The sequence below is a fragment of the Rhizobium sp. 16-488-2b genome (assembly GCF_017741815.1).
GTDB lineage: Bacteria > Pseudomonadota > Alphaproteobacteria > Rhizobiales > Rhizobiaceae > Rhizobium.
On sequence record NZ_JAGHMF010000008.1, the window covers coordinates 349,465 to 374,943 of the forward strand.

Annotated in this window: 23 protein-coding genes; 11 read left to right on the top strand and 12 right to left on the bottom strand. The window is 61.3% G+C overall.

Annotation, left to right across the window (positions count from 1 at the left end; genetic code table 11):
- Positions 1 to 11: 11 nt before the first annotated feature.
- Both J5286_RS10300 and J5286_RS10305 read right to left on the bottom strand, forming a co-directional pair.
- Positions 12 to 1,526, bottom strand: coding sequence for a sugar ABC transporter ATP-binding protein (locus tag J5286_RS10300; protein WP_209190249.1), 1,515 nt, complete (start codon positions 1,524 to 1,526; stop codon positions 12 to 14).
- A gap of 128 nt (positions 1,527 to 1,654) precedes the next feature.
- Positions 1,655 to 2,626, bottom strand: coding sequence for a sugar ABC transporter substrate-binding protein (locus tag J5286_RS10305; RefSeq protein ID WP_037179307.1), 972 nt, complete (start codon positions 2,624 to 2,626; stop codon positions 1,655 to 1,657).
- A 197-nt stretch (positions 2,627 to 2,823) separates the two neighbouring features.
- Here J5286_RS10305 and J5286_RS10310 point away from each other — a divergent pair, with 197 nt between their 5' ends.
- From J5286_RS10310 to J5286_RS10335, 6 genes are all read left to right on the top strand, one after another.
- Positions 2,824 to 3,450: a glucose-6-phosphate isomerase family protein gene (locus tag J5286_RS10310; RefSeq protein ID WP_209190250.1), complete on the top strand. Its 627-nt coding sequence runs from the start codon at positions 2,824 to 2,826 to the stop codon at positions 3,448 to 3,450.
- A 25-nt stretch (positions 3,451 to 3,475) separates the two neighbouring features.
- Entirely contained in the window at positions 3,476 to 4,129 is a 654-nt protein-coding gene (gene eda / locus J5286_RS10315) for a bifunctional 4-hydroxy-2-oxoglutarate aldolase/2-dehydro-3-deoxy-phosphogluconate aldolase (protein ID WP_209190251.1), read from the top strand.
- Positions 4,126 to 5,079: a shikimate dehydrogenase family protein gene (locus J5286_RS10320; protein ID WP_209190252.1), complete on the top strand. Its 954-nt coding sequence runs from the start codon at positions 4,126 to 4,128 to the stop codon at positions 5,077 to 5,079. Before eda ends, J5286_RS10320 begins: the two co-directional genes overlap by 4 nt.
- Positions 5,080 to 5,081: 2 nt before the next feature.
- Positions 5,082 to 6,011 carry a phosphoglycerate dehydrogenase gene (locus J5286_RS10325; RefSeq protein WP_209190253.1) on the top strand — a complete coding sequence of 310 codons (930 nt, stop codon included), beginning with the start codon at positions 5,082 to 5,084 and terminating at the stop codon, positions 6,009 to 6,011.
- A 9-nt stretch (positions 6,012 to 6,020) separates the two neighbouring features.
- A complete protein-coding gene (locus J5286_RS10330) occupies positions 6,021 to 6,884 on the top strand; it encodes an MBL fold metallo-hydrolase (protein ID WP_209190254.1) in 864 nt (287 codons plus the stop codon).
- Positions 6,885 to 6,971: 87 nt separating this feature from the next.
- The gene (locus J5286_RS10335; RefSeq protein ID WP_209190255.1) at positions 6,972 to 7,850 is read left to right on the top strand and encodes an SIS domain-containing protein; all 879 of its coding nucleotides are present in this window, start codon (positions 6,972 to 6,974) and stop codon (positions 7,848 to 7,850) included.
- Positions 7,851 to 7,855: 5 nt separating this feature from the next.
- On the opposite strand, the gene J5286_RS10340 is transcribed toward J5286_RS10335, so the two are convergent.
- Positions 7,856 to 9,253 (bottom strand): FAD-binding oxidoreductase, encoded by a 1,398-nt coding sequence (locus tag J5286_RS10340; RefSeq protein ID WP_209190312.1) that lies wholly within the window; start codon positions 9,251 to 9,253, stop codon positions 7,856 to 7,858.
- Between the two features lie 140 nt (positions 9,254 to 9,393).
- On the bottom strand, positions 9,394 to 9,672 hold the full coding sequence (locus J5286_RS10345; protein WP_209190256.1) for a hypothetical protein: 279 nt from the start codon (positions 9,670 to 9,672) through the stop codon (positions 9,394 to 9,396).
- Between the two features lie 312 nt (positions 9,673 to 9,984).
- Between J5286_RS10345 and J5286_RS10350 the strand changes: the two genes are divergently transcribed.
- The 3 genes from J5286_RS10350 to J5286_RS10360 all read left to right on the top strand — a co-directional run bounded on the left by J5286_RS10350 (position 9,985) and on the right by J5286_RS10360 (position 12,804).
- On the top strand, positions 9,985 to 10,998 hold the full coding sequence (locus J5286_RS10350) for an ABC transporter substrate-binding protein (protein WP_209190257.1): 1,014 nt from the start codon (positions 9,985 to 9,987) through the stop codon (positions 10,996 to 10,998).
- A 95-nt stretch (positions 10,999 to 11,093) separates the two neighbouring features.
- Positions 11,094 to 11,912 carry an ABC transporter ATP-binding protein gene (locus J5286_RS10355; protein ID WP_209190258.1) on the top strand — a complete coding sequence of 273 codons (819 nt, stop codon included), beginning with the start codon at positions 11,094 to 11,096 and terminating at the stop codon, positions 11,910 to 11,912.
- A gap of 10 nt (positions 11,913 to 11,922) precedes the next feature.
- Complete coding sequence (locus J5286_RS10360) at positions 11,923 to 12,804, top strand: ABC transporter permease (RefSeq protein ID WP_209190259.1); 882 nt, start codon at positions 11,923 to 11,925, stop codon at positions 12,802 to 12,804.
- A 54-nt stretch (positions 12,805 to 12,858) separates the two neighbouring features.
- Here the strand turns inward: J5286_RS10360 and J5286_RS10365 are convergent, their stop codons facing one another.
- The 5 genes from J5286_RS10365 to J5286_RS10385 form a co-directional block, all read right to left on the bottom strand.
- Positions 12,859 to 14,283: a sensor histidine kinase gene (locus tag J5286_RS10365; RefSeq protein ID WP_247749720.1), complete on the bottom strand. Its 1,425-nt coding sequence runs from the start codon at positions 14,281 to 14,283 to the stop codon at positions 12,859 to 12,861.
- A 1-nt stretch (position 14,284) separates the two neighbouring features.
- A complete protein-coding gene (locus J5286_RS10370) occupies positions 14,285 to 14,953 on the bottom strand; it encodes a response regulator (protein ID WP_209190260.1) in 669 nt (222 codons plus the stop codon).
- A gap of 131 nt (positions 14,954 to 15,084) precedes the next feature.
- A complete protein-coding gene (locus tag J5286_RS10375) occupies positions 15,085 to 16,095 on the bottom strand; it encodes a hydroxyacid dehydrogenase (protein ID WP_209190261.1) in 1,011 nt (336 codons plus the stop codon).
- Positions 16,092 to 17,948, bottom strand: a complete 1,857-nt coding sequence (locus tag J5286_RS10380) for a DUF2264 domain-containing protein (protein ID WP_209190262.1) — start codon at positions 17,946 to 17,948, stop codon at positions 16,092 to 16,094. Before J5286_RS10380 ends, J5286_RS10375 begins: the two co-directional genes overlap by 4 nt.
- A gap of 5 nt (positions 17,949 to 17,953) precedes the next feature.
- Positions 17,954 to 18,985 (bottom strand): LacI family DNA-binding transcriptional regulator, encoded by a 1,032-nt coding sequence (locus tag J5286_RS10385; protein ID WP_209190314.1) that lies wholly within the window; start codon positions 18,983 to 18,985, stop codon positions 17,954 to 17,956.
- A 137-nt stretch (positions 18,986 to 19,122) separates the two neighbouring features.
- Here J5286_RS10385 and J5286_RS10390 point away from each other — a divergent pair, with 137 nt between their 5' ends.
- Positions 19,123 to 20,406 (top strand): ABC transporter substrate-binding protein, encoded by a 1,284-nt coding sequence (locus J5286_RS10390; RefSeq protein WP_209190263.1) that lies wholly within the window; start codon positions 19,123 to 19,125, stop codon positions 20,404 to 20,406.
- 72 nt (positions 20,407 to 20,478) lie between these two features.
- A complete protein-coding gene (locus J5286_RS10395) occupies positions 20,479 to 21,129 on the top strand; it encodes a ThuA domain-containing protein (protein ID WP_209190264.1) in 651 nt (216 codons plus the stop codon).
- Between the two features lie 422 nt (positions 21,130 to 21,551).
- Here the strand turns inward: J5286_RS10395 and J5286_RS10400 are convergent, their stop codons facing one another.
- Genes J5286_RS10400 through J5286_RS10410 form a run of 3 tightly spaced genes read right to left on the bottom strand, consistent with a single transcriptional unit; the run spans position 21,552 to position 25,353 of the window.
- Positions 21,552 to 23,837: a xanthine dehydrogenase family protein molybdopterin-binding subunit gene (locus tag J5286_RS10400; protein ID WP_209215342.1), complete on the bottom strand. Its 2,286-nt coding sequence runs from the start codon at positions 23,835 to 23,837 to the stop codon at positions 21,552 to 21,554.
- Entirely contained in the window at positions 23,834 to 24,823 is a 990-nt protein-coding gene (locus tag J5286_RS10405; protein ID WP_209190266.1) for an FAD binding domain-containing protein, read from the bottom strand. The genes J5286_RS10400 and J5286_RS10405 overlap by 4 nt, the downstream gene beginning before the upstream one ends.
- Complete coding sequence (locus tag J5286_RS10410) at positions 24,820 to 25,353, bottom strand: 2Fe-2S iron-sulfur cluster-binding protein (RefSeq protein WP_209190267.1); 534 nt, start codon at positions 25,351 to 25,353, stop codon at positions 24,820 to 24,822. Before J5286_RS10410 ends, J5286_RS10405 begins: the two co-directional genes overlap by 4 nt.
- Positions 25,354 to 25,479: the final 126 nt, after the last annotated feature.

Consider the following 25,479-nt stretch of genomic DNA (forward strand, 5'->3'; position numbering starts at 1 on the left):
CTTTAACCCAATCAGTTGCTGGTCGCGGTGGCTTCGGCCTGTGAGACGGTATTGACCATCGCCAGCTTCAGCAGTTTCTCTTCGGTGTAGTCTTGCGGGTCGAGCGACCCCGTCAGTTCTCCCTCACGCATGACGAGAATGCGGTCGCACAGCCCGAAGAGCTCGATATGTTCGGACGAGATGACGAGCACCGCCCTGCCCTCGGCTGCCAGCGACTTGATGAGCGAATAGATCTCGGTCTTTGCGCCGACATCGACGCCGCGGGTCGGCTCGTCGAAGATCAGAAGGTCGCCATCGGCGTGAAACCACTTGGCAAGCACGACCTTCTGCTGATTACCGCCGGAAAGGCTCGATGCGGGATCGTTGAGGCTGCCGGCCTTGATGCGCAGGCGCGCTGCCAGCTTCTCGACAGTCGCGCCTTCTGCCGCCCGCCGCACGAAACCGAACGCATTGACCAGCGGCCCTAGCTTCGACATCGTCGCGTTGACGCGGATCGGAAAATCGAGAACGAGCCCCTGCTCCTTCCGGCTTTCGGGAACAAGCCCGATCCCTGCCTTAACGGCGGCGCGCGGATTGTTCACGCGCACTTCCTTGCCATGCAGAAAGATCTTGCCCGAACGGGCCTTCTCGGCGCCGAAGATAAGGCGCACCAGCTCGGTACGACCGGCGCCAACCAAGCCTCCAAGCCCGACGATCTCGCCCGCCCTAACCGTGAGCGACGCGCCACGGATACGCGCGCCATCCGAGAGCTCCTCGATCCGCAGCACTTCCTCGCCGATCGGCCGTTCGAGATCGTCGCCGAAAAGAGCCTTCAGCGATCGGCCGACCATCATGCGGATGACGTCATCGATCGCGACGTCCTTTCGCTCGACGGTCTGGACCGACGCACCGTCCTTCATGACCGTGATGCGGTCGGCGATGCGGAACACCTCGTCGAGGCGGTGAGAGATGTAGATGATGCCGACGCCGCGCTCCCGCAGCGTCCGGATGATGCCGAGCAGGCGTTCGGCATCCTGCACGGACAGAACCGCCGTCGGCTCGTCGAACACCATCACGCTGGCATTCTTGGAGAGCGCCTTGGCGATTTCGACGACCTGCTGATGAGCGACGGACAGATCGGACACGGTCGCGGATGGCGAGATCGAAAAGCCAAGGCTGGAGATAAGCTCCGCTGCGCGCCGGTTCAGGTCCCGCCAGGAAATGACCGAGGGTATCTCGGCGAGGAAGATGTTCTCCGCCACCGTGAGATCCGTCGCCAACGCCATTTCCTGGTGAATGATGGCGATGCCCTTGTCGAGCGCGTCCATCGGCCCCTTGAACCGCTGCTCGGCCCCGCGAACCTTCACGCTTCCCGATTCCGGTACATATTCGCCACCCAGAACGCGCATCAGCGTCGATTTGCCGGCGCCGTTCTCGCCGAGCAGGGCGTGAACCTCACCGCTGCGCAACGCGAAATCCACGCCTTGAAGGGCGCGTACCCCTCCGAAGGATTTCCGGATGCCGGTCAGCTCAACAACAGTTTCCATAGCGTCACATTCTGCCTGTCACGACCAAGCCGCGCTCTGCGGCGGCACCGGCGCGAGCCGGCTTCGGAGGTCATTGAATGGATGGCCGGCGAGGACGAAGTCGCGCCGGCCACAGGGAGGATCCGGTCTTAGAATACCGCGTCCTTCTTCAGGTACTTGTCGACGTTGTCCTTGGTGATCGCGGTCGGCGTCGTGTAGGTGATCTTGGAGATATCGCCGGGCAGCTTGCCATCGAGCGCCTTCTTGGCGAGATCGACGGCGGTGGCGGCGACGAGCGCCGGATCATTGAGACCGGTCGCGCCATACTTGCCATCCTTGATCGCCTGCAACGCCTCCTTCTGGCCATCTGCGGCCGCCAGGAACAGCACGTCACCCGACTTGTTTGCCTGCTCGAGCGCCTTCTGCGCGCCGAGCACCATGGAGTCGTTTTCGCCGAGCACGACGTTGACGTCGGGGTTCGCGGTCAGAAGGTCTTCCATGGCCTTCAGGCCGCCTTCATTGGTCCAGGCGCCCCAACCCTGGCCGACCACCGTGAAGTTGGCACGGCCTTCGTTGCGCAGCTGGCCTTCGGTCAGACCTGCCAGCACGCCCAAGCGGCGCTCCTGGCCGACTTCATTGCCCTTGTCACCGGAGATCAGCGCGATCTTGAGTTCCTTGCCCTTGGTCGCATCGGCGAGCCACTGACCGACCAGAAGGCCGTTCTGCGAGTTCGAGGACTGGACCAGGGTTACGAAATTCGCCTGCGCGTCGATCGTCGAGTCGATCACGAAGACCTTGACGCCCGCCGCGGTGGCGGCGTTGACGGCCGGAACAAGACCCTTGCTGTCGCGCGGATTGATGATCAGCGCGCCGATGCCCTGCGCGACCATGTCTTCGACGTCGGCGACCTGCTTGTTGAGATCGTTCTGGCCATCGACGGAGATTACTTCGCAGCCGAGCTCTTCGGCATGCTTCTTCGCCGAGACTTCCTGTGCGGCGAAATACGGCGCGTCCAGCGTCTTCATCGAGATGCCGATCTTGCAATCGGCCGCCTGCGCGGTCGCCATGGCAAGTACCGATGCGGCTGCGCAGAGCGCAAGCGTCATTACAGTCTTTTTCATTTTCGTTTCTCCTCCGGGTGAGCGCCTTCAAGCGCAAGCCATCTCCTGGCTAAAATGTAGCGTAGTTACATGAATTTTTCCCGTCAACATATTTTTTGTTCAATTTCTACGTTTTTGCAGTGCAATATAGCCTAAAAATTTCGCTTGCACGTGTTTTCATATCTATTTATGTAATTTCACTACCAAACGGAGGATGCATGATGATGCGGGAACCAGTCTCAAGCGTTGTCGACACGATCGGCGGCGGAATGAGCGGAAACACCGGGCGCTACGAGAAGCGCCTGAGCGATCTCAATGGGCTTTACGCCGACGAAGCTGCGTTCGACGCGGCTTTCGAAAAGCTCGGCGATGTCGTCGTCTATGACGTGGAGGATTTCCGCCCGGGAACGCACAGCGGCGACCTCATCTACGGCGTTACGCGCATGAGCCCAGGCAAGATCGCCGACGAATTCTTTCTGACGCGCGGACATATCCACGCCAAGGCGGACCGGCCCGAGATTTATTACGGCCAGAAGGGCCTCGGACTGATGCAGCTCGAATCGCCGGCAGGCGAGACGCGCATCGTCGAGATCGGGCCGCAGACCATCTGCTACGTGCCCCCCTTCTGGATTCACCGCTCCGTCAACATCGGCAACGAGGATCTGGTGATGGTCTTCGCCTACCCCTCTGATAGCGGCCAGGATTACGGGATCATCGAATCCTCCCGTGGCATGCGCCACCGCGTCGTGAGCGACGGAGCCGACGGCTGGAAACTCATCGAGAACCCCGCCTATCAGCCGCGCAACGAGGAAACGGTTCGCGCGCTGATGAAATCCTACACCTGATCGACAAGAGCTTGCGGAGAATGCCATGACACATCCTATCGACCTCATCGCCGGTCTCGGCGTCGTTCCCGTTATCGCCATCGAGCGCGCCTCGGATGCGGTGGCACTCGCCGACGCGCTGCTTGAAGGCGGATTGCCGGTGGCCGAGATCACCTTCCGAACCGAAGCCGCAGCCGACGTTCTGGCCGCCATGCGCGACGCCCGCCCCGAATTGTGCATCGGCGCAGGTACCATCCTCGACCGGGCCAATCTGAAGAAGGCAATCGCATCCGGTGCCCGTTTCGCCCTGGCGCCGGGGTTCGATCCCGACATCGTCGATGCCGCCAAAACCGAGAACCTGCCCTTCTGCCCGGGGATCATGACGCCATCGGATCTGACGCTTGCGGCCGCGCGCGGCGTGCGACTGGCGAAGTTCTTCCCCGCCGGCGTGGCGGGCGGCCCGAAGGCGCTGGCGGGCATTTCCGCCCCCTTCGCCCATCTCGGTATTCGCTTCATCCCGACGGGCGGCGTCACCGAGGCAACGATCGGCGAGTGGCTGGCGCTGCGCCAGGTGATCGCGGTGGGTGGCACCTGGATCGCCAAGACCGAAGACATTCGTGAAGGCCGCTTCAAGGATATCGCGAGAAACGCCGCAGCTGCCGTCAAGGTCGCAAAGGAAGCTCTGGAGAAGCGCGCGTGAGCACATACGAACCCGCAACCAGCCCGACGCTCTACTTCATCGGCGTGACGACAGGCAAAAGCTCGATCATGAAGGTCTTTCCCGCCTGGGCGGAGTATCTCGGACTGAAGGGCGCCGCGATCAAGGGCATCGATTTCAAGCTGCACGACGATCCCGCTGCCTATCGCAAGGCAGTCGAATTCATTCGTGATGACCCGCTGTCCATGGGCGCGCTCGTCACCACCCACAAGATCGACCTCTTTCACGCTTGCAGGGACATGTTCGACGTGATCGACCAGCATGCGCTGCTGATGGACGAAACCAGCTGCATTTCGAAACGGGACGGAAAGCTGATCTGCCACGCCAAGGATCCGATCTCGTCCGGCCTGTCGATCGACGGCTTTCTGGGAGAAACCTACTTCGCCGATAACGACGCCGATCTGTTCTCGATGGGCGCCGGAGGATCGACAATCGCGCTGACCTGGCATCTGATGCGAAAGAGCCGCGGCAGGAACGTGCCGTCGCGTATCATCGTGACCAATCGCAGCCAGCATCGTCTGGACGAGATCAAGCGCATTCACGAGCAGGTCGAGTTCGACGTGCCGGTAGAGTATCTGCTGGCCGAACGCCCTGAAGACAACGACAAGGTTCTCGCCACCTTGAAACCCGGCTCGCTCGTCATCAATGCCACCGGCCTCGGCAAGGACGCGCCCGGCTCACCCCTGACGGATGCCGCCGTCTTCCCCGAACGTGCCGTTGTCTGGGATCTCAATTACCGCGGCGACCTCGTCTTTCTCGACCAGGCCCGTCGTCAGCAGAAAGAGCTATCGCTGCACATCGAGGACGGCTGGACCTATTTCATCCACGGCTGGACGCAGGTCATCGCCGAGGTCTTCGACGTCGCGATCCCGACATCGGGTCTTTCGTTCGATCGTATATCCGAGATCGCCATTCAGGCTGCGGGGAGATGAGCATGAACCAGCGTATTCTCGTCACGCCGCGTTCATTGACGCAGGAGCCGCATCCCGATGTCGAGCGGATGCGCGAGCAGGGCTTCGAGATCGTCTATTCCACCGCGGGCGCGATGCCGAACGAGCAGGAATTGATCGATCTGGTGCCCGGCTGCGTCGGCTGGCTCGCCGGCGTCGAGCCGGTGACCCCGAAAATCATCGAAGCGGCCGCGGCCTTGAAGGTCATCAGCCGCAACGGCGTGGGCGTCGACAACCTCCCGATCGACATGCTCAAGGAGCGTGGCGTGAAGGTGATGATCGCCGAGGGCGCCAATTCCATGGGGGTGGCGGAGCTCACCATCGGCCTGATCTTCAGCGCCCTGCGTTCCATTCCGCATTCGGATGCCGGCATCAAGGCCGGTGGCTGGCCGAGGTTGCGGGGTGCTGAAATCCATGGCCGCACCGTCGGCATCATCGGCTGCGGCGCGATCGGGCGGGAGGTCGCCCGCATGGTGATTGCGCTTGGCGCGCGCGTTGTCGCATTCGATCCGGCGCGACCGAATCTCGATCTTCCGTCGAGCGCATTTTCCTATGCCGAGGTCGACGATATCGTTGCCGAGGCCGATATCCTTAGCCTGCATTGCCCCCTGCCCCGCGACGGCTCCACCTTCCTCGATCGAGGCCGTATCTTCTCGGCGAAAAGAGGACAGGTCATCGTCAACACGGCACGCGCACGGCTGGTGGACGAGGACGCCTTGATCGATGCGCTCGATCTCGGGCAGATCGGCTCCTATGCCACCGACGTCTTCGAGCAGGAGCCACCTGTTTCGCTTGAGCTGGCCGCGCATGAACGCGTGATCGCAACGAGCCACATAGGCGGCTTCACCGCGGAAAGCGTTGACCGCGCCACACGAATAGCGGCTGACAACCTGCTCTCCGTCTTGTCAGCCTGAGGCCTCACCATGCGCGCCAGGTTGAAGGAAACGCCGATACAAGAACCGCTGACCGCGCGACTGAAGCGGCCAACGACCGGGCAAGTGGAAGTATACTGGCTCGGTCAGGCTGGATTCGTCATCGACATTGCCGGCATGCGGCTTGTCATCGATCCCTATCTTTCCGACAGCCTGGCCGCAAAGTACCGAAACACGGCGCGACCGCATGTGCGCATGATGCCGCCGCCCGTGCTCCCTGACGAGGTTTTACATGTCGATCTCGTGCTTTGTACGCACGCCCACACCGACCACATGGATCCCGGCACCTTGCCATTGCTGCTCTCGGCCAATCCTCGCGCCAGATTGATCGCACCCCGCGCGGTTGCGGCCCAGGCCATGGAGCGCTCGGGCGCACAAGGCGATCGGCTCATTCTCGCGCGCGCCAGCGAACCCATCTCGCCGCCTCTGGATATCGAGATCATGCCGACGCGCGCCGCGCATGAGACGCTGGAAACGGACACGGACGGCAACCACCGATTTCTCGGCTATGCCATCCGGACCGAAGGGACCTGCATCTGGCACTCCGGCGACTGCATTCCCTTCGACGGGCTTGAGGACGAGGTGCGCCGGTTGCGGCCGGATGTTGCTCTCCTGCCGGTCAATGGCAGACGCGCCGAGCTTTCGCAAAACGGCGTACCTGGGAACTTTTCGCTTCACGAAGCGATTGCGGTTACCCGGTATGTGGGCGCGACCGACCTGATCGCACATCATTACGGGCTCTTCGATTTCAATACCGAGCAGCCGGAGATAATCGACGCCGAGATTGCCACGACTACCGGTATCGGCCTGCACCGCGCCAAGACAGACATCTTATACACCCTGCAGAAGTCGTAACCGGCCTCTCGTTGCACGACGCGACCTTGCTCTTAAACCTCTAAGCTTCTAGCCTTCGCAGCTAAGAGTGCAGGAAAGGCGATCCGGATGGATAGCGACATCAGAAGCAGCAACGGCCGCAACATCATCGAAGTCATCAGGACGATGCGGCCCGAATTGCGCAAATCGGATCGCAAGGTTGCTGACGTCGTTCTCGACGATCCGCGCCGGATCATGAATGCGACCGTCGGCGAAACGGCGGCGCTAGCCGAGGTCAGCCAGCCCACGGTCCTCCGCTTTGCCACGGCGGTCGGCTGCAATGGGTTCCAGGATCTCAAGATCCGCCTCGCGCAAAGCCTCGCCTTTGGCACGCCGGCAACGCACTCGGTGCTTCTGGACACCGACGAGCCCGAGGTTATCGCCGAGAAAATTTTCGACTACACCATGACCAGTCTCGACTGGGCCCGCTCGAAGCTCGACAAGACCGCCCTTCACAAGGCCATCGACATTCTGGCCGCGGCTCGATCGATCGTATTCTTCGGCTTTGGAGCTTCCGGCATCGTTGCGCGCGACGCGCAGCAGAAGTTCCCGCTTTTCGGCGTACCGTGCGGCGCCGAACTCGATTCCCACCAGCAACTGATGGTCGCCTCTATGATGAAGGAAGGCGATGTCGCTTTCGTCATCTCGAATACCGGCACCACCCGATCGATCATCGAGATCGCCCGCATCGCGCGCGACAACGGCGCGATCGTCATCTGTCTGACCGGTTCGGAATCGCCGTTGACGCATTATTCGGACGTAGCATTGATCGTGGAGACGCTCGAAAACACGAACATGTATACACCGACCATATCGCGCATCGCAGCGCTCGTGGTCATAGACATCCTCTCGACCAGCGTCGCCATGCGCCGGCCCGAAAGCGAGCGGACCCGCATCAACCAGATGAAGCGTCAGCTGAGCGACATGCGTAAGATGCAGCCGATCTGATCCAATCAGAACAAAACGCCGGGGTTCATTCGCCAATCCGGATCGATCGCCGTCTTCAAAGCGGCAAGCAGCTGCACCTGCGTCGGCTGCAATCCGGCGCGGAAGTCATCCATCTTTTCACGCCCGATCCCATGCTCGGCGCTGATACTTCCCTGGTAACGGAAAAGAACGTCGTTGATGATGGTCTTGGCGCGCTTGATGATCATGTCGCGTTCGCCGTCGGGCGTTCCTGCCGGCGGCAGAACATTCAGGTGCACATTGCCGTCCCCGACATGCCCGTAGGATATTGACAGGCACTGGGGTAGAACGCGTGCAAGCTCGGCTTCCGCCTCGGCCACGAAGGCCGCAAGGTTGGAGAGCGAGACCGATACATCGGTGCGCAGATGACGGCCACGCTTGACCTGCCCCTCGACCATGCCTTCGCGAAAGCTCCATAAGGCCTTCGCTTGGCTCTCCGAAGCGGCGATGACACCATCGAGAATGAGGCCCTTTTCCATTCCGAGCTCGAGAAACCGCCGCATCAGATCCGCCATGTCGACCAGCCCCGATCCACCGAGCTCCATCAGGACATAGGCCTCATATTCCCCGGAAAGCGGCATCACCAGATCCGGCATGGCCGCCTGCGCCAAAGGGAACGCCTCGGGCGGCATGAACTCGAACGCCGACATCAGATCGCAGCATTCCCGCCGTGCCAGGCGATAGAGCGCAACGGCGTCATCGAGAGAGGCTACTGCGAGCAACGCGGTCTCACGCTGCGTCGGCAGGGGTGTGAGCTTCAGCGAGGCGGCCGTGATGATGCCGAGCGTGCCTTCCGAACCGATGAACAACTGCTTCAGATCGATCCCGCGATTGTCCTTGCGCAGCGTCGAAAGACCGTTCCAGATCTCGCCATTCGGCAGCACGACCTCGAGGCCCAGTACAAGATCGCGAGTCATGCCATACCGCAGGACATTGATCCCGCCGGCATTGGTGCTGACATTGCCACCGATCTGGCAGCTACCCTGCGCGCCCAGTGCAAGCGGAAAGAACATGCCGTGTTCCGCGGCGCACTCCTTCGCCGTGGACAGGATGCAGCCAGCCTCTACCGTCATCGAGAAATCGTCGGGAGCAATGGCGCGAATCGTGTTCAGCCGCTCCAGGCTTAAAACGACATGGTCCGATGGCGATTGCGGTAGCGCTCCGTGCACGAGACCGGTGTTACCACCCTGTGGCACGATGGCGAGCCCGAGATCGCGGCATGCCCGTACCGCGTCAGCAGCGTCGGTTACCGATCGAGGCCGGAGCACGGCGAGGGCCGCACCGACGGTGTCGCGATGCCAGTCTCGCAGGTAACGATCCATGCTTTCACCATCGGCAAGAACGAGATCGTCGCCAAGCTTGGCGGCTAAGCTTTTCAATAACATGGACACTTACAGCCCTCCTGTCCTTAGAAGGCCTGTTTACCAATCTTCTACAGAGCGACCAATAGTATAGGTGATGCTCAACGCCGCTCTTGCCGACGGGTGGCGCTCCAGCTGGTGCAACGGCAGGAGCGCCAGCATGATTACTTCATCGCATCGCAGTGCTTCATCATGTCCGCCTTCTTCATGCTGTTTTTTTCCATGCCGGCCTTGTGGGTGCAGTCGGCCTTCGTGTTGCCCATCTTCATACCGGTGGCCTTCATGGAACCAGACATCATATTATCGCTATTCGTCATGTCCGATTTCATGCTGTCGGGCTTCTTCATCGCGTCCGAGTTCGACTGCGCACTGGCGCCGCCGGCGACCAGCGAAATGCCGAGCAGGGTGACGCTGGCAAAGGTTGTGAAAAGATGCGTATTCATGGTGGTCTCCCAAATGCGTGCCCGCCGCGCCATGCGACAGGGTCACATGCCGTTGTTCGTAATCTCTGGGTGAATGGTTACAGCCATCACGCTCCTGTGATCGCGATCTGCCGAAATTCTATCATTCCATTAGACCGTCGGCATCGCGCTCGGGACGAGAGAACAGGTAGGTTCTCTTTTCTTGAACCTGGGGCGCGGCGCTGAAAGCTGGTTGAAAGCTTGGACCGGATAGCTACAAGGCTGCATCGTGGAGGAGGCACAATGTTCGTGACGAAGTGCGATGCGCCAGAATTATATTCGGAGGAGACTTTCATGCGTTTGACACGCAACCTTTTCAACGGAATCGCACTTTCTGCAATCGTCGCCGCAGCAGCCTTCGGCGCGCCCGCCGCGCACGCGGCCGACAAGATCACCATCATGGTCGGCGGCTATGAAAAGCAGATCTACCTGCCCGCCAAGCTCGCCGAAAGCCTCGGCTACTTCAAGGATGAAGGCCTCGATGTCGAGCTTCTGAACGAAGCCGCCGGCGTCGATGCCGAGAACCAGCTGCTCGCGGGCGCCGTTCAGGGCGTCGTCGGCTTCTACGACCACTGTGTCGACCTGCAGGCCAAGGGCAAGTTCGTCGAATCCATCGTCCAGTTCAGCCAGGCTCCGGGTGAAGTCGAGCTCGTTTCCACCAAGCATCCCGAAATCAAGTCGCCGGCCGATTTCAAGGGCAAAACGCTGGGCGTCACCGGTCTCGGCTCCTCGACCAATTTCCTCACGCTCTACATGGCATCCAATGCCGGCCTGCAGCCGGGCGATGTCGTGACGGTTCCAGTCGGCGCCGGCGGCACCTTCATCGCCGCCATGCAGCAAGACCAGATCCAGGCCGGCATGACAACCGAGCCGACGATCTCGCGCATGCTGAAGACTGGCGAAGCCAAGGTTCTCGTCGACATGCGTACGCCTGAAGCAACGCGCCAGGCCCTCGGCGGCACCTATCCCGCCGCTTCGCTCTATCTCGAGACCTCCTGGGTCGACGAGCACAAGGAAGAAACCCAGAAGCTTGCCAACGCCTTCGTAAAGACGCTGAAGTTCATCAACACGCATTCGGCGGCCGAAATCGCCGACAAGATGCCGAAGGACTTCTACGTCGGCGACAAGGACGGATACATCAAGGCGCTCGACGAAGGTAAGGGCATGTTCACGCCTGATGGCGTCATGCCTGAGGATGGTCCGAGGACGGTTCTGGCCGTGCTGTCCGAGTTCTCCAAGAACGTGAAGGGCAAGCAGATCGACCTTTCCAAGACCTACACGACCGAGTTCGTCAAGAACGCGAAGTAACTTCCGTCGCGACGGGTGGCCCGCCGATCGGCGGGACCGCCAGCGCGCTATGGGCACTGCGTGCACGCCCGCAGAGGCACGCATAGGTATTCGCCATGCAACAGGAAAACACAACGACGCCCGCCGTCGAGCTGATCAATGTCAGCCGCCGCTTTGTCTCGCCGACCGGAAAATCGCTGACCGCGCTTCGCGACTTCAACATGACCGTCGAACGCGGCGAGTTCGTCGCGGTCGTCGGCCCGACCGGATGCGGAAAGTCGACGACGCTCAACCTCGTGACCGGCCTTGCCCGCCCGAGCGCCGGTGAAGTCCGCCTTATGGGTGGGCCGATCACCGGCATCGACCGCCGCGTCGGGTTCGCCTTCCAGACCGATGCGCTGTTCCCCTGGAAGAACGTGATCGACAACGTCATGGCTGGACCGTCATTTCGCGGGAAGTCGAAGGCGGCAGCGGAAACGAGCGCCAAGGACTGGCTTGCTCGCGTCGGCCTGTCGAAGTTCCTGCATCACTACCCACACCAGCTTTCCGGCGGCATGCGCAAGCGCGTTTCGCTGGCACAGACTTTCATCAACGAGCCGGAAATCCTGTTGATGGACGAGCCGTTCTCGGCGCTCGATGTGCAGACGCGGACCGTCATGCACGAAGAGCTCCTGAAGCTCTGGGCCGAACGGAAGGCATCAGTCATCTTCGTGACCCACGATCTCGAGGAAGCCGTGGCGCTTGCCGACAAGGTTTACGTGCTGACGGCGGGCCCCGCGACCGTGAAATCCGTTTACCAGATCGATCTTCCGCGGCCACGCGTCGTATCGGAGATCCGCTACGAACAGAGCTTCATCGACTATTGCAAGACGATCTGGGACGACCTGCGCGAAGAGGTAGAAACCAGCTACCGCCGCGCAAGCGAAGCCGCCTGAGGAGGAGACAATGGCTGATACAACTCTTAGCGTCGGCTCCGCCGCACTCTTCCGCCCGGGAACATCGGACGCGGAAATCGAAGCATCCGCAATGAAGGCGATGAAGCGTCGCAACGCGCTCGTGCGCTTCTGGCAGATCGCCATCCTCGTTTTCGTCATCGGCATGTGGGAGCTTTCCTCCAACATGCAGTGGATCGACCCATTCTTCTATTCGAGCCCGAGCGGCGTCGTTCAACGCCTCTACGAATGGGCAACGGAAGGCACGACCGAAGGTTCGCTCTGGTACAATCTGTGGGTCACGATGGAAGAGGCGCTGATCGGCTTCTTCGCGGGCTCGATCACCGGCGTCTTTGTCGGCATCGGCCTTGGCCGCAACCGCTTCCTGTCGGACATCTTCTCGGTCTACATCAAGGCGATCAATTCGATCCCGCGTGTCGTCCTTGCCCCGATCTTCATCATGATCATGGGCCTCGGGCTTCCGTCGAAGGTGGCGCTCGCCTTCATCATGGTGTTCTTCGTGGTTTTCGCAAACGCCTTCCAGGGCGTGCGAGAAGCAGACCGCAACATGATCGCCAATGCCCGCATCCTCGGCGCTTCCGACTGGGAGGTCACGCGCACGGTGGTGATCCCCTCGGCCATGAGCTGGATCTTCGCCAGCCTGCACGTGTCGTTCGGCTTCGCCATCATCGGCGCGATCGTCGGCGAGTTCGTCGGCGCCCGTTTCGGCATCGGTCAGCTGATTTCGATCGCCAAGGGCACCTTCGACGCGGCCGGCATGTTCGCCGCGATCCTGCTGGTCATGGTTGTAACGCTTGTCGCGGAATACATCATGACGATCATCGAAGACCGCCTCGCCAAATGGCGTCCGCAGCAGCACATGGACTCCCAGTAAGAGCGCCCATCCTCCCAGGCTCTCTAAAGGTCGGATCGAAAGGTCCGACCTTCTTTATGCCTGCTTATCCCTGCCCTGCTTCGCAACCGCGATCGGAAGCCGCACGCTCACCACGAGGCCGCCGCCATCCGCCTCGGCAAGAATGACCTCGCCGCCGGCGCCGTCGACCACTTCGCGAACGATCGCCAGCCCCAAGCCGCTCCCTTCACCCTCAGTGCCGAGCACCCGATAAAACCGCTCGAAGACCTGCTCGCGCTCGGCCGCTGGAATACCCGGTCCATTGTCCTCGACATCGAGCACGGCGATATCACCCGCCCGGGCAACGGAAACCGTCACGGTGCCGCCAGGGCGGGTATAGCGAATGGCATTGTCGACGAGGTTGACGAGCATCTCGCGCAGCATCGTCCCATCGCCCTCGACGGGACCGGAATCTGAAACTTCGAGGCCAAGATCGATATCGCGCTGTAGCGCCTGCTCGGCATGCGCGGCGACGATGTCCCTGGCCGTGGTTGCGAGATCGATGGTCTCGCTTCGCGGCCGCCGGCTGCCCGGCTCGGCGCGCGACAGCGTAAGCAGCTGACTGGCAAGACGGGAAACATGGCGAATGCTGCCGCGCAAGGCCTGCAGCGCCTCTTCGCGGCTGGCGTCGTCCGTCTCCCGTGCCGCGACGCCGGCCTGCATCGACATCAGGGCCAGCGGCGTTCGCAGTTGATGAGCGGCATTCGAAACAAATCGCCGCTGTGCGGCCATCTGGTTTTGAACGCGCTCCATATGGTCGTTCAAGGCATGCACCAGCGGCTGAAATTCGGTCTGCACCATCTTGGGCGAAAGCGGATCCAATCGTTCGCGTCCGCGGGCGCGCACGGCATCGCGCAGCCGCAGCGCAGGCGCCAGCCCCCGCTGCAGCCCGACGATCGTAACCGCTCCTGCAAGCAGCACGAGCACGAACTGCTTGGAAAAATCATCCAACCATAAGCGCCTACGCAAAGCGTATTGACTGTTATGGGTGCTCGCGACGGTGACGGAGATGGCACCGTTATCGGGAAGCCCGACGACAGGATGATTGAGCGTCAGCGCCCGAACGGTCGAATTCCGGAACGCCAGATCCTGCCCCGTGCGGTCGACCGTCGGCAGCGGCAGGTCCGGAAAGCCGCCAATCAGGTTTCCCCAGGCGGTGATGATCTGGTAGAAAACCTGGTCTCCATAGCCGGTATCGAACATCTCAAGTGCGGCCGGCGGAATGTCCGCCTCAACATTGCCGCCCTCGTCGACCCGCACCGCTTCCGCGATCACCCGGGCGGAGCTCAACAACGTGCGGTCGGTGACGAGCTTCGCCGTCTGGTCGGCCGTCTGGTAGCTTTCGTAGAGATTGAAGCAGATGGCGCCGATGAGGGTGAGGACAACCCAGGCCAGAAGCTGGGCGCGCAAACTCTGCCGCAGCGCCCAGACAGCGATCAGCATGCCCCGCAGACGACGCATCCTAGGACGCGTCCCGCAACAGATATCCGAGACCACGCAACGTCGCGATCTGGGCCGAGCTCGCCTCGAGCTTCTTGCGCAATCGGTGGACGTAGATCTCGATGGCACTCGGGTCGGCTTCGTCGTCGAAACCGAAGATGCTTTCAGAAAGGGCGGCCTTGGAGACCGTCGTTCCGACGCGCGTTATCAGATGTTCGAGAACGGCGTGCTCCCTGGGAGTCAGCGCAAGCGGTTCGCCTTTGAGGGAGAACTGTCGCGTGGCACCGGCAAAGACAAGATCGCCGACCACCACCTCCGGCGCGGCGCGATCCTGTCCGCGGCGGACAATTGCTCTTATGCGCGCCTCGAGCTCAGCGATCTCGAAGGGCTTCGCAAGGTAATCATCGGCACCGCTATCGAGACCCGCGACACGACCGTCGAGGCTGGCATTTGCCGTCAGGATGATGACTGGAACCCTCTCACCGCTTTGCCGGAGCCGCTTCAGAAGCGTCATGCCGTCGATCTTCGGGATGGAAAGGTCGAGGATAACAGCCGAGTAGCGCGCGACCTTCAGCATCAATTCCGCATCCTCGCCATCGAAGGCAATGTCGACCGCATATTGTGCCTGGCGCAGAGCCTTCGCGAGCCAATCGGCGAGCTCTTTATTGTCTTCGACGATGAGGATTTTCATATGCGAGCTATAGCATTTCGCCCGACCGCAATGGAAGATAGTTGGTGCTGGAGCGCTGTCTCTGATCTGTCTCGGCTCCGGTATCAACTGAACGGCTAGTCAGACCGAGTTGGCACGAACACGACCGCCTCTCAAGCCATCTTATCGAGGTCGGCCAAGGTGATCGCGTATTCGAGTGGCTGACCGCTCGCGTATCGCTCTATCTCGTCGACCGCCATTTCGCCCAATCGCGTCCGCTCGAGGCCGACGGCGCCTGCGATATGTGGTGTCAGGAACACGTTCGGCAACTCGTAGAACGCGGATGCTGCTTCCGGGATCTCAGGGTCGGTCACATCTATGATCGCGTCAATCCGACCGGCCGAAAGCGTGGCGAGAAGTGCAGCCTCGTCGATGAGGGCGCCGCGTGCCGTATTGATGAGCGTCGCGCCGTCCTTCATCAGCGCCAGCCTCTGGGCATCGATCATATGACGTGTCGATGGCAGCGAGGGCGCGTGCAGCGAGACGATGTCGGCGCCGCGCATCAGGGTATCGAGGTCAGCCTTCTCGGCCCCGATCGCCGCGCACTCCGGTGCACTCAACGTCGGGTCAAAAAGGATGACCTTGAAATTGAAGGGCTTCAGCAGATCGATCACGCGCCGGCCGATGCGCGACGCGCCGATGATGCCAACGGTGCGGTCGTAGTTTCCGATCGCAAGCCGCTGCATCGGATGGGTGCGATCACGGTTGCGGTCCGCGACGTAAGTGTCGCGAAATCGGAAAACCTGCTTGCCGGCGAAGAGGATGGCGGCAAGCGTGAATTCGGCCACCGGGACCGCGTTCGCCTCGGCCGCATGACTGATGGCGATGCCTGCGCGAAACACGTCTTCGTCGATCAAGCCCTTCACCGTTCCCGCCGCATGGGCGATCATCTTCAGCCCTACGGCTACCGAAAGCACATCGCCGCCGACATATGGGGCGCCCCATCCGGTTATGAGGATTTCCGTTTCGGGCAATATGCGCTTGGCGCGTCCGTCGACAAAGGTCTGCAACGGCTCCCGGTCGAGCAGTCGGCCCACACTTTCCAGCCGGTCGAGAAGGCGATCGGGGAGAACGTGCTCTGTCCGCCCTGGGTGCATGGCAAGCGCGATACCCGGTCGGCTCATAGCATCTGCCCCGGCGCTTCTATGGCGCTGACGGTTATGCCGTCCTTCGCTATGCGGGCCTCAAGCGCCGAGATGTCAGGTGCCGCCGGAGGCGTAGTCCATGCGCCGGAAGCCTCGGCCGGGTCATCCAACGCGAGCACGGCGGTGATGAGGACGGTTTCACCGGCCGGGATTTCACCGCGCAATTGAGGGATAAGCGTTTTGGCGACGATCAGGTTGGTGTTCGGCAGAGCTTTCTGCGCCAGCCCAGCTCGCTTCACTGTCGAACCCAGATCGACAATGCCGGAGAAGTCGGCATCGCCGATGACGTGGGCGCTGCCCGGCCCTACCTCAAGCACATCCAGATCGAAGTCTCGCTTGGCAATCGCAAAGCCGCCTTCAGCGGTTTGCAGCGGGCGCGGCGAATTGATCTTGTGGACGCGGATGTGCCAGGGCGCTGCGGGGATCAGCCAGGTTTCGACGGAAACACTCTTGAATGGCGACCATCTTGAATAGAGCACGTCGCCGGCGAGCTTTGCTTCGACGTTCGTCTCGCGCACGCGGTAGTGCAATCCGTCGTCGCTGAAGGCGAGCGCGGAATCGAATGCACCGCCGGCGAAGCTCCGTTCATCGGCTTCGACGCTGAAGCCATAGCGTGCCGAATATGCGAACTTCGCGTATTTCTCGGTCCCAAACCGCATCTGGAGATTTTCTTGTCCCGAAGACAGGGCGACGACATCGCCACCTGCCCGCATCAGCACCATGCCGGGATGGCGCTGCGGCGAGACGCTTTCGCTTGGTGCAGGCGCCTTCTCCTTCGCGGTCCAGAACGGGTGGTCATCCGCGATCGCCAGCGGCAGAAAGGCCTTGAACGCCCAATAGGGCGATCCCGCCGAGTTGTAGCTTTCCGACATCAGCAGGTTTGGATACCCGAAGCCGATCGACAGGATGCCGTCGCGATTGGTCATCGGCTTGTCCTTCCACCAGCGCAGGTGCTGCAGGCAAAGGTGCTTGATCTCGCCCCAGGGCAGCGCCTCCAGATCGGCAAAGGCGAGCGCCGACCAGAAGCCGGCGCAAGCGAAACGATAAGTCAGGCTGCGGCCGAAGGGGATAGTCGCGCCATCAGGTGCAAACCAGTTGCGAAAATCTTTAGCGAACAGAACGGCACGTTCGCGGTAGCGCTTCGCGTAGTCGTCATCAACAAGCTTGGAATAGATCAGCCCATAGAAATGCATGGCGAAGGGAATGTAGTGGTCGATGCGGCGCACGTTCCCGTCGCGATACCAGCCGTCACCGATATAGAAGCCCTCGAGCTCCTCGAGATATTGCCTCGTCAGGCCGCGGTCGAACTCGGCGCCGACGCGATCAAGAGCGATGTCGACGAAGATGCGGAAGAACTTCCAGTTATTGTCGGCATAATCGAACTGCCGAGCATGCTTGAGATAGGCGATGACATTTGCCCGCGCCGGCTCGCTCAGAGGCTCCCAGATCTTGTCGGGGACAAGCGCCAGCGCGAAACCGAGCGCCGCGAGCTCGACCATGCGCTGGTCGCGCCCGTTGACCGCGCCCCAATATTCCGGGTGCTCCGGATCCGTGCCGTTCGCAAGCCCCTCCGCAAAACGCTGCCAATGGGCAAAATCGCCTTTTCCAGCTCCAAGCGGCGCCAAACCCCAGAGAGGACGGGCAAACCCTTCCAAGTCCGCGGCCGCGCGGTCAAAATGGGCGCCGGCACCATCCAGGCGAACGCGTGCATTGCCCTTCGAGAAATAGGGGAGCAACGGATCGAAGAGGTCGAGGAGCGCGCGGCTCATGTCCTCGCGCGTCTCCAGCGGGTTGCCTGCTAACGGATTGGCGCTGGCCGGATCATAGGTCATCTCTATCACTCATCGGTTTTCGGCATTGGTACGGTACCCCCCACAACGGGGACGACCGCATGGCATACGTGACGCGCCGGCGCTGTCCGGTCTTGGAACCTGTCGATCATCAAGCCGATGGCCTCGCGGCCGAGAGCGCCCCGATCGACGCGCATGGTGGAGAGCGGCGGGTTGGTCATCAAGGCGCAGGGCAGATCGTCGAAGCCGACGATCGCGAAGTCTTCCGGCACACGAAGGCCCGCCTCGGTGACGGCCTCCAGAACACCGACAGCAATGAAGTCGTTCATGCAGAAAGCGGCAGTGAAGCCCGCGTTTTCACCCAGGATGGCGGCCATCAATTCATGAGCTTCCCGGCTGGCGCTGCCTTGGAAACTCATCGGAACCATCCGGCTCGCGGCTCCCTCCACGGTGGCGATCGCCGCGTCGAAGCCCCTGAGGCGTTCGCGGATGGTATGGCGATGTGAACCGGTGAAATGCAGGATTTTGCGATGTCCCGCCGCAAGCAACCTCTCGCCGGCCTGAAGGGCGCCGAAGAAGTTGGCGGGAGAGACACCGTCGAGGCGAAGCTGCGGATCAGTGCCATTGACGAGAACGACCGGAATCTTCTCCGCCTCGATCCACTGTCGAAGCGCAGGGTTGGGATCGATACCGACCAGGAACAGGCCTTCCGCGTTCGTGGCCTTCATCTGGTCGCGAATGACATCAGGCATGGCGCGATCCTCACGCACCAGCCGGACTTCGAAGGACATTCCCGCCTCCGCCGCACCCACGCGCAAGCCTTCCACGATCGTTTCGTAAAAGACGCTGAGCCCACCTGTTGCGCCGTCACTGGCAATCAAGGCAAGACCACCCGGCATTGGTTCCGAGGAGCCTTTGGTCTGGTAGCCATGCTCGGCCGCAATGCGCAAGATGTGCTGCCGAACGCTTTCGCTGATACCAGGCTCATTCGCCAGCACACGCGACACGGTCGATACGGAAACGCCTGCGGCGGCGGCAATATCGGCCTGACGCGGCCGCTTTGATTTAATATCACTCATAAACGCAGAGTTATGCAAATTATGCAAATTTGCAACATAAATGTATTCTGTTGCAAACGGAAAGTTTTTGCGTACTCTTCCCACCACATGCCCGAAAGGCGTTGGAGGACGCCGGGCAGACAACCGGAGGAATCAGCATGCAGATCAATCGACGTTCATTTCTGATGGGCTCCGCCGGCGTGGCGAGCGGCCTTGCACTCGGCGCCGGCATGCCGGCCTTCGCGGCGGACACACAGCTGCGCGCCATGTGGTGGGGCTCGAACGATCGGGCAAAGCGCACGCTCGACGTCGCCCGGCTTTATCAAGGCAAGACACCTGGCGTGTCGATCATCGGCGAATCTCTTAGCGGGGACGGCTATTGGACCAAGCTCGCGACACAGATGGCCGGCCGCTCGATCGCGGATGTGTTCCAACTCGAGCCCGGAACGATCTCGGATTACTCGAAGCGCGGCGCCTGCCTGCCGCTCGATGAATTCGTGCCCTCGACGTTGAAGATCGATGCCTTCGGCAAGGACATACTGAGACTGACGACCGTGGACGAAAAGCTCTACGGCGTGGGTCTTGGCCTAAATTCCTTCGCGCTCTTCTTCGATCAGACGGCATTCGAAACGGCCGGCATCCCCTTGCCCACGCCGGATCTTACCTGGGATGAATACGCCAAGCTGGCGGTCGAGCTCACGAAGGCGGTCGGCAAGACCAATTACGCGGGCGGCCCCTACGGCGCGCGCTACACCTACGTGTTCGACGCCTGGCTGCGCCAGCGCGGAAAGAGCCTGTACAAGGACGCGACGCTTGGCTTTGACGTCGAAGACGCCAAGGAGTGGTACAGCTTCTGGGAGGATCTGCGGAAGAAGGGCGGAACCGTCGCCGCCGATGTGCAGACGCTGGACCAGAACACGATCGACACAAATTGCCTCGCGCTCGGCAAGTCGGCAATGGGCATGGCCTATTCCAACCAGCTCGTGGGCTACCAGCTCCTCTCGAAGAACAAGCTCGCCATCACCATGCTGCCCCGCGAGAAGAAAGGCGGCCCATCAGGCCACTACTATCGCCCGGCTCTCATCTGGAGCGTTGGTGCGACCACGAAGAACGGCGAAGCCGCCGCACAGTTCATCAGCTTCTTCGTCAATGACCCGGAGGCCGGCAAGATCCTGGGTGTCGAGCGCGGCGTGCCGCTGTCGCCGGCAGTCCGCGAGGCGATTTTGCCGAACCTGAACCCGACAGAGCAGGATACCGTGAAATACGTGAACCTGCTCAAGGACCTGGTGGGCGACTATCCGGCACCCGCGCCTTTGGGATCGACGGAGTTCGACCAGCGCGTGCTGCGCCCGATTGCCGACGAGCTGGCGTTCGAGCGCACGACGCCCGCCGAAGCGGCGGCGCGGCTGGTCGAAGAAGGGAAAGCCACGATCCGCAGCTGATATCGTGCAAATTTGTGGACCGCCGGCGCGCCGCAGCCCGGCGGTTCAGCACATCAGAGATAGGGAAAGATCATGCGCAAGGCGATCATCGTTTGGGGCGGCTGGAAGGGTCACGAGCCGGAGCAATGCGCTCGCATCGTTGCCGGCCTGCTTGCCGAAGATGGCTTCCAGACCGAAGTCACCAACGATCTCGGCATCTTCGGTTCGCCGAGGCTCGCTCAAGCCGATCTTCTCGTACCCGTAATCACGGGCGAGAGCCTCGAAAAGGCCCATGCCGACGCCGTCGTGGAAGCCGTACGCGGAGGACTTGGGCTCGGTGGACACCACGGCTCGCTCGCGACCTCATTCAAGGACAGCGCCCCGTTCCGCTATGTCTCAGGCGTGACCTGGGTCGCCCATCCCGGCAACATCATCGATTTTCGTGTTGCCGTGACGCGCCCGGAGGATTGTGTGATGCGGGGAATTCCAGACTTCGACTATCGGTCCGAGCAATATTACCTGCACTACGACCCCTCGATCGAAATCCTCGCAACCACCACTTTCACCGGCGAACATGACCCGGCAGCCCGCAACGTCACGATGCCGGTCGTCTTCAAGCGCCGATTTGGCACCGGCCGCGTCTTCTATTCAGCCCTCGGTCACATCGCCGCCGAATTCGATCATCCCCATATGCCGCGGATACTGCGGCGGGGCTTGAACTGGGCCGCACGCCGGCAGCCATGACTGTGCAGCCATCATACGGCCACGTGGACGCCAAACGCGCCGGCAACGTCGTCGCGACAATGTTGGGACCATCAGTAAGTCTGTGTGCTTCTGGCGAGAAGATTGGTTGAGGGCCCAATACACACACACTTGTAATTGCTTCGATTGCTGCTCCTCCGCCAGACCGCAATGAACGGCTATCTCAATGTCGCATGCGGCACGCCCGAAGACGGTGTGCGAACCGCGAGCCCGCGGACTTGGCCCGCCAATAGCATACTTCCAGACCTCCACGTCTATCGTTTGGATCGAGGGCAAAGCCCACCTAATTGTTTGGCTGCGAGGCAATGAAGGACATCATTGCCTCATACCAGCAATCGATCATGCCAACTCGCGTTGGCGACGCGCAGGCGACGAAAACTCCATCGCTGCCTGCGCCCCGGCCGTCAAAGTACCTTATCCAAAGTGATAGGCAGGTCGCGCACCCGGATGCCGGTCGCGTTGTAAACGGCGTTGGCGACTGCCGCGCCTACCCCCGTAATACCGATCTCGCCAATGCCGCGCGCGCCCATCGGCGCCTGCGGATCAGGGGTGTTCGTGTATAAGATGTCGATCGTCGGAACGTCCATCTGCACTGGCACATGATATTCAGCAAGCGAAGCATTGACGATCCTGCCAGTCCGCTCGTCGAAATTTGTCTCTTCGGTAAGCGCCAGACCAATACCCATCACGATGCCGCCCTTGAACTGGCTGGTTGCCGTCTTGGCGTTAAGGATCTGGCCGGCGTCGAAAGAGCCGAGAAAACGCGACACGCGGATTTCGCCCGTCAGGGCACTGACCTTGACCTCACAGAACTGAGCCCCGTAGGAGTGCATGGAGAAGGCCTCCATCTCCGCCGGCGGCGGTGCCTCGGCCTGACAGGCCAGTTCATCGCGGCCGGCACGGTTTAGAATGGACTGATAACTCTCGAAACGGTCCGGATCGTCGCGATGGCCAAGACCACCATCGCGTGGCTCGACATCGGCGAGCGAAAGTCCGGCCAGTGGCGAGTCGTTGCCGGCGAGCTTGATCAACTCCTCGACAAAGACTTCCGTCGCCGCGATCACCGCACCGCCGATCGATGCAGTCTGGGTCGATCCACCGGCGATTACCCCACGCGGCAGGCTGCTGTCGCCGTATTCAAAAGTGACTTTCTCCATCGGCACTCCGAGACGGGCGGCGATGTGCTGAGCCTGGGCTGTCGCCGTGCCCATGCCCATGTCGTGCACCGCGGTCGAGACGGTGACCTGACCTTCCGCCGTCAGCCTGATCTTTACCGCGCCACCAGGGAAGCGATGATAGGGATAGGTCGCGGTGGCGCAGCCCATGCCGATCAGCCATTCGCCCTCGCGTTTCTGCCGCGGCGTCCGGCTGCGGTTCCGCCAGCCGAAACGCTCGGCGCCCTGTTCATAGGCTTCGATCAAGTAGCGTGACGAAAACGGTTTGCCTGTGGTCGGGTCCTTTTCCGGCTCGATCCGACGACGCAATTCGATCGGGTCGAGGCCCAGTTTTTCTGCCAGCTCGTCGAGCGCACATTCGAGCGCAAAGGTCCCGACGGACTCACCGGGTGCACGCATAAAAGTGTTGGCGAGCATGTCCATGTCGGCGACATCCTGCGCGAGCTTGAATGTCTTGGCCGCGTAGAGATGGCGAGCCGGGAAGGTGAACTGTTCCGGGCAGGAATTGTGCAGTGTCATTGCCGCGGTGCCGGTATGGATCAGCGCATCCAGCGTGCCATCCGCCCGGGCCCCGAGTGCAACTCTCTGCTCCGTCACCGTGCGACCGCCAACAATCCGAAAAACGCCTTCGCGTGAGAGCATGATGCGCACCGGCCGCTCGGCGAGTCTGGATGCCGCGATGGCAAGGATTTGATGATCCCACAGACATTTGCCGCCGAAACCGCCACCGACATAGGGTGAGGTCACGCGCACTTTGCCGGGTTCGAGGCCGAAAATGTCGCCGAGTTGGCCGGCAGTCAGATCAATCAACTGGCTGGCATCATGCAAGTGCAGCGCGTCACCCTTCCAGGCCACCGTCGCCGCATGCAGTTCGATGGCATTGTGGTTGTGCCGCGGGGTCCGATAGGTCAGATCCACCTTGACCTCGGCGTTGGCGAGCGCTTTTTCGGCATCGCCGATCTCCAGCACCGGCGGCTGACCAAGCAGCGTTTCCAACTGCCGCGGCGTTTGTTTCGCCTCATCGAACGAAGTCACGGCAGGCAGGCTTGCGTAGCTCGCCTTGATCAGCGAGGCCGCATAATCCGCCTGCTCCTGCGTTTCGGCCAAAACGAGGGCTATGGGCTGGCCATTCCAGTGGATCTCGTCATTCTGCATCACCGGCAGGTCGCTGGCGCCGGCAGCCGTCGGAGAAGACATCATCAACGACGGCGCCGTCATGCGCGGCGCATTGTGATAGGTCATGACGAGAATGACGCCCGGCGCCGCTTCCGCAGCCGCCACGTCGAGCTTGGTGATTTTTCCGCGCGCAATGCTGGTGAAGGCAAGTGCCGCATAGCTTATGTTTTCATAAGCAAACTCGGCGGCAAAACGCGCCTTTCCCTGTACCTTCAAAGGACCATCGACACGCGAGACAGGCTGCCCGAGAGCGCCATGTTTGCGCAGCATCGGATCGGGTGTGACAGCAGGTTGCCAGCGGCCGGGCTTGTTGCTATCGGCTTCAGGTTGGACGCTCATGCGTTGTCTCCCTTCAATTCGTCAAGCACGGCGACTATCGTGCGTTTCGCCAGTTCGATCTTGAACCCATTTTCGCTGAGAGCGACGGCATCGGCGAGTTCGGCCTCGGCGGCAGCGCGGAAGCTTTCCGTGCCGGCAAGCTGTCCCTTCAGCGCGGCTTCCGCCTTCATCGCTCGCCATGGCTTGTGGGCAACGCCGCCTAGCGCGAGGCGCACGTCACGCACCGTGCCCGCTTCGTCGATATCGAGCGCGACGGCGACCGATATCAGCGCGAAGGCATAGCTGGCGCGATCGCGAACCTTTCGGTAGGTCGAGCGGTGTGCAAAGCCGAGCGGCGGGATTTCGATAGCCGTGATCAATTCATCAGGCTGCAATTCCGTCTCAATCTCGGGACGATCGCCCGGCAGACGATGCAGTTCTGCCAGCGGCATGCTGCGGCTACCGGCCGGTCCCTGCAGATGAACCACCGCGTCAAGCGCGACGAGAGCGACGCACATGTCCGAGGGATGAGTGGCGACACAGCTATCGGATGCACCGAGAATAGCGTGGTAGCGATTGAACCCTTCAAGCGCGTCGCATCCAACTTGCGGCTGGCGTTTGTTGCAGCGCGCCGCGTTGTCGTAAAAATAGCGACAGCGGGTGCGTTGCAGAATATTGCCGCCGACCGTCGCGACGTTACGGATCTGCGCGCTTGCGCCCGCCAGGATGGAGCGCGAAAGCAACGGGAAATCGGACCGAACCGCAGGATGCGCGGCGAGCGCCGTGTTTTTCGCTGAAGCGCCGATCAGGAGGCTGCCGTCGGCACGCTGTTCGATATCGCCGGGAAGGTGTGTGACATCGACGAGCATCTCCGGCTGTTCGACCGTTTCACGCATCAGATCGACGAGGTTTGTGCCACCGCCCAGATACTTCGCGGCGGGGCCGGCCTTTTTCAGGGTGATAGCGGAAGCGGCGTCGGACGCCTGCTGATAGGAAAAGATATTCATGCCCGCACCCTTTCGTCAGTCGGAGCGGCCGTCCGGTGGGCCAACGTTTCTGAGATTGCTTCGACAATGCCGTTGTAGGCGCCGCATCGACAGAGATTGCCGCTCATGCGCTCGCGGATTTCACGCTCGTCGATCGGAGTGTCGGCTGCGGTGAGATCGCCGGTTACAGCGCTGGGGATGTTCCGTTCGATCTCGCCCGCCATCCCGATGGCGGAACAGAGCTGGCCCGGTGTGCAATAGCCGCATTGAAAGCCGTCATGTTCGATAAAGGCTTGCTGCAGCGGATGGAGATTGCCATTGACCGCAAGCCCTTCGACCGTGGTGATGCTGCGACCCTGATACTGAACCGCCAGTGCCAGACAGGAATTGATCCGTTCGCCATCCACCAACACGGTGCAGGCGCCGCATGCTCCTTGATCGCAACCCTTCTTGGTCCCCATCAAACCCAGATAATTGCGCATGAGATCGAGCAATGAGGTGCGGATGTCCGCTTCCACCTCGATATCCTCTCCATTGATGATAAAATGCATGAGACATCTCCTTTGACTGAAGAGCATTGGCGCTTGAAAAGCATTGGCAATGGTGAGCCGCAGGAACGAAACGGATGTTCGCGGCCATTTGATCCCCCCGTGAGACGAGAATTTTGCCGGTTTCGA

Bases quoted from the DNA above. Each gene is read 5' to 3' on its own strand.
- J5286_RS10300 (WP_209190249.1), bottom strand. From the start codon at position 1,526: ATGGAAACTGTTGTTGAGCTGACCGGCATCCGGAAATCCTTCGGAGGG.
- J5286_RS10305 (WP_037179307.1), bottom strand. From the start codon at position 2,626: ATGAAAAAGACTGTAATGACGCTTGCGCTCTGCGCAGCCGCATCGGTA.
- J5286_RS10310 (WP_209190250.1), top strand. From the start codon at position 2,824: ATGATGATGCGGGAACCAGTCTCAAGCGTTGTCGACACGATCGGCGGC.
- eda (WP_209190251.1), top strand. From the start codon at position 3,476: ATGACACATCCTATCGACCTCATCGCCGGTCTCGGCGTCGTTCCCGTT.
- J5286_RS10325 (WP_209190253.1), top strand. From the start codon at position 5,082: ATGAACCAGCGTATTCTCGTCACGCCGCGTTCATTGACGCAGGAGCCG.
- J5286_RS10330 (WP_209190254.1), top strand. From the start codon at position 6,021: ATGCGCGCCAGGTTGAAGGAAACGCCGATACAAGAACCGCTGACCGCG.
- J5286_RS10335 (WP_209190255.1), top strand. From the start codon at position 6,972: ATGGATAGCGACATCAGAAGCAGCAACGGCCGCAACATCATCGAAGTC.
- J5286_RS10340 (WP_209190312.1), bottom strand. From the start codon at position 9,253: ATGTTATTGAAAAGCTTAGCCGCCAAGCTTGGCGACGATCTCGTTCTT.
- J5286_RS10345 (WP_209190256.1), bottom strand. From the start codon at position 9,672: ATGAATACGCATCTTTTCACAACCTTTGCCAGCGTCACCCTGCTCGGC.
- J5286_RS10350 (WP_209190257.1), top strand. From the start codon at position 9,985: ATGCGTTTGACACGCAACCTTTTCAACGGAATCGCACTTTCTGCAATC.
- J5286_RS10355 (WP_209190258.1), top strand. From the start codon at position 11,094: ATGCAACAGGAAAACACAACGACGCCCGCCGTCGAGCTGATCAATGTC.
- J5286_RS10360 (WP_209190259.1), top strand. From the start codon at position 11,923: ATGGCTGATACAACTCTTAGCGTCGGCTCCGCCGCACTCTTCCGCCCG.
- J5286_RS10365 (WP_247749720.1), bottom strand. From the start codon at position 14,283: ATGCGTCGTCTGCGGGGCATGCTGATCGCTGTCTGGGCGCTGCGGCAG.
- J5286_RS10370 (WP_209190260.1), bottom strand. From the start codon at position 14,953: ATGAAAATCCTCATCGTCGAAGACAATAAAGAGCTCGCCGATTGGCTC.
- J5286_RS10375 (WP_209190261.1), bottom strand. From the start codon at position 16,095: ATGAGCCGACCGGGTATCGCGCTTGCCATGCACCCAGGGCGGACAGAG.
- J5286_RS10380 (WP_209190262.1), bottom strand. From the start codon at position 17,948: ATGACCTATGATCCGGCCAGCGCCAATCCGTTAGCAGGCAACCCGCTG.
- J5286_RS10385 (WP_209190314.1), bottom strand. From the start codon at position 18,985: ATGAGTGATATTAAATCAAAGCGGCCGCGTCAGGCCGATATTGCCGCC.
- J5286_RS10390 (WP_209190263.1), top strand. From the start codon at position 19,123: ATGCAGATCAATCGACGTTCATTTCTGATGGGCTCCGCCGGCGTGGCG.
- J5286_RS10395 (WP_209190264.1), top strand. From the start codon at position 20,479: ATGCGCAAGGCGATCATCGTTTGGGGCGGCTGGAAGGGTCACGAGCCG.
- J5286_RS10400 (WP_209215342.1), bottom strand. From the start codon at position 23,837: ATGAGCGTCCAACCTGAAGCCGATAGCAACAAGCCCGGCCGCTGGCAA.
- J5286_RS10405 (WP_209190266.1), bottom strand. From the start codon at position 24,823: ATGAATATCTTTTCCTATCAGCAGGCGTCCGACGCCGCTTCCGCTATC.
- J5286_RS10410 (WP_209190267.1), bottom strand. From the start codon at position 25,353: ATGCATTTTATCATCAATGGAGAGGATATCGAGGTGGAAGCGGACATC.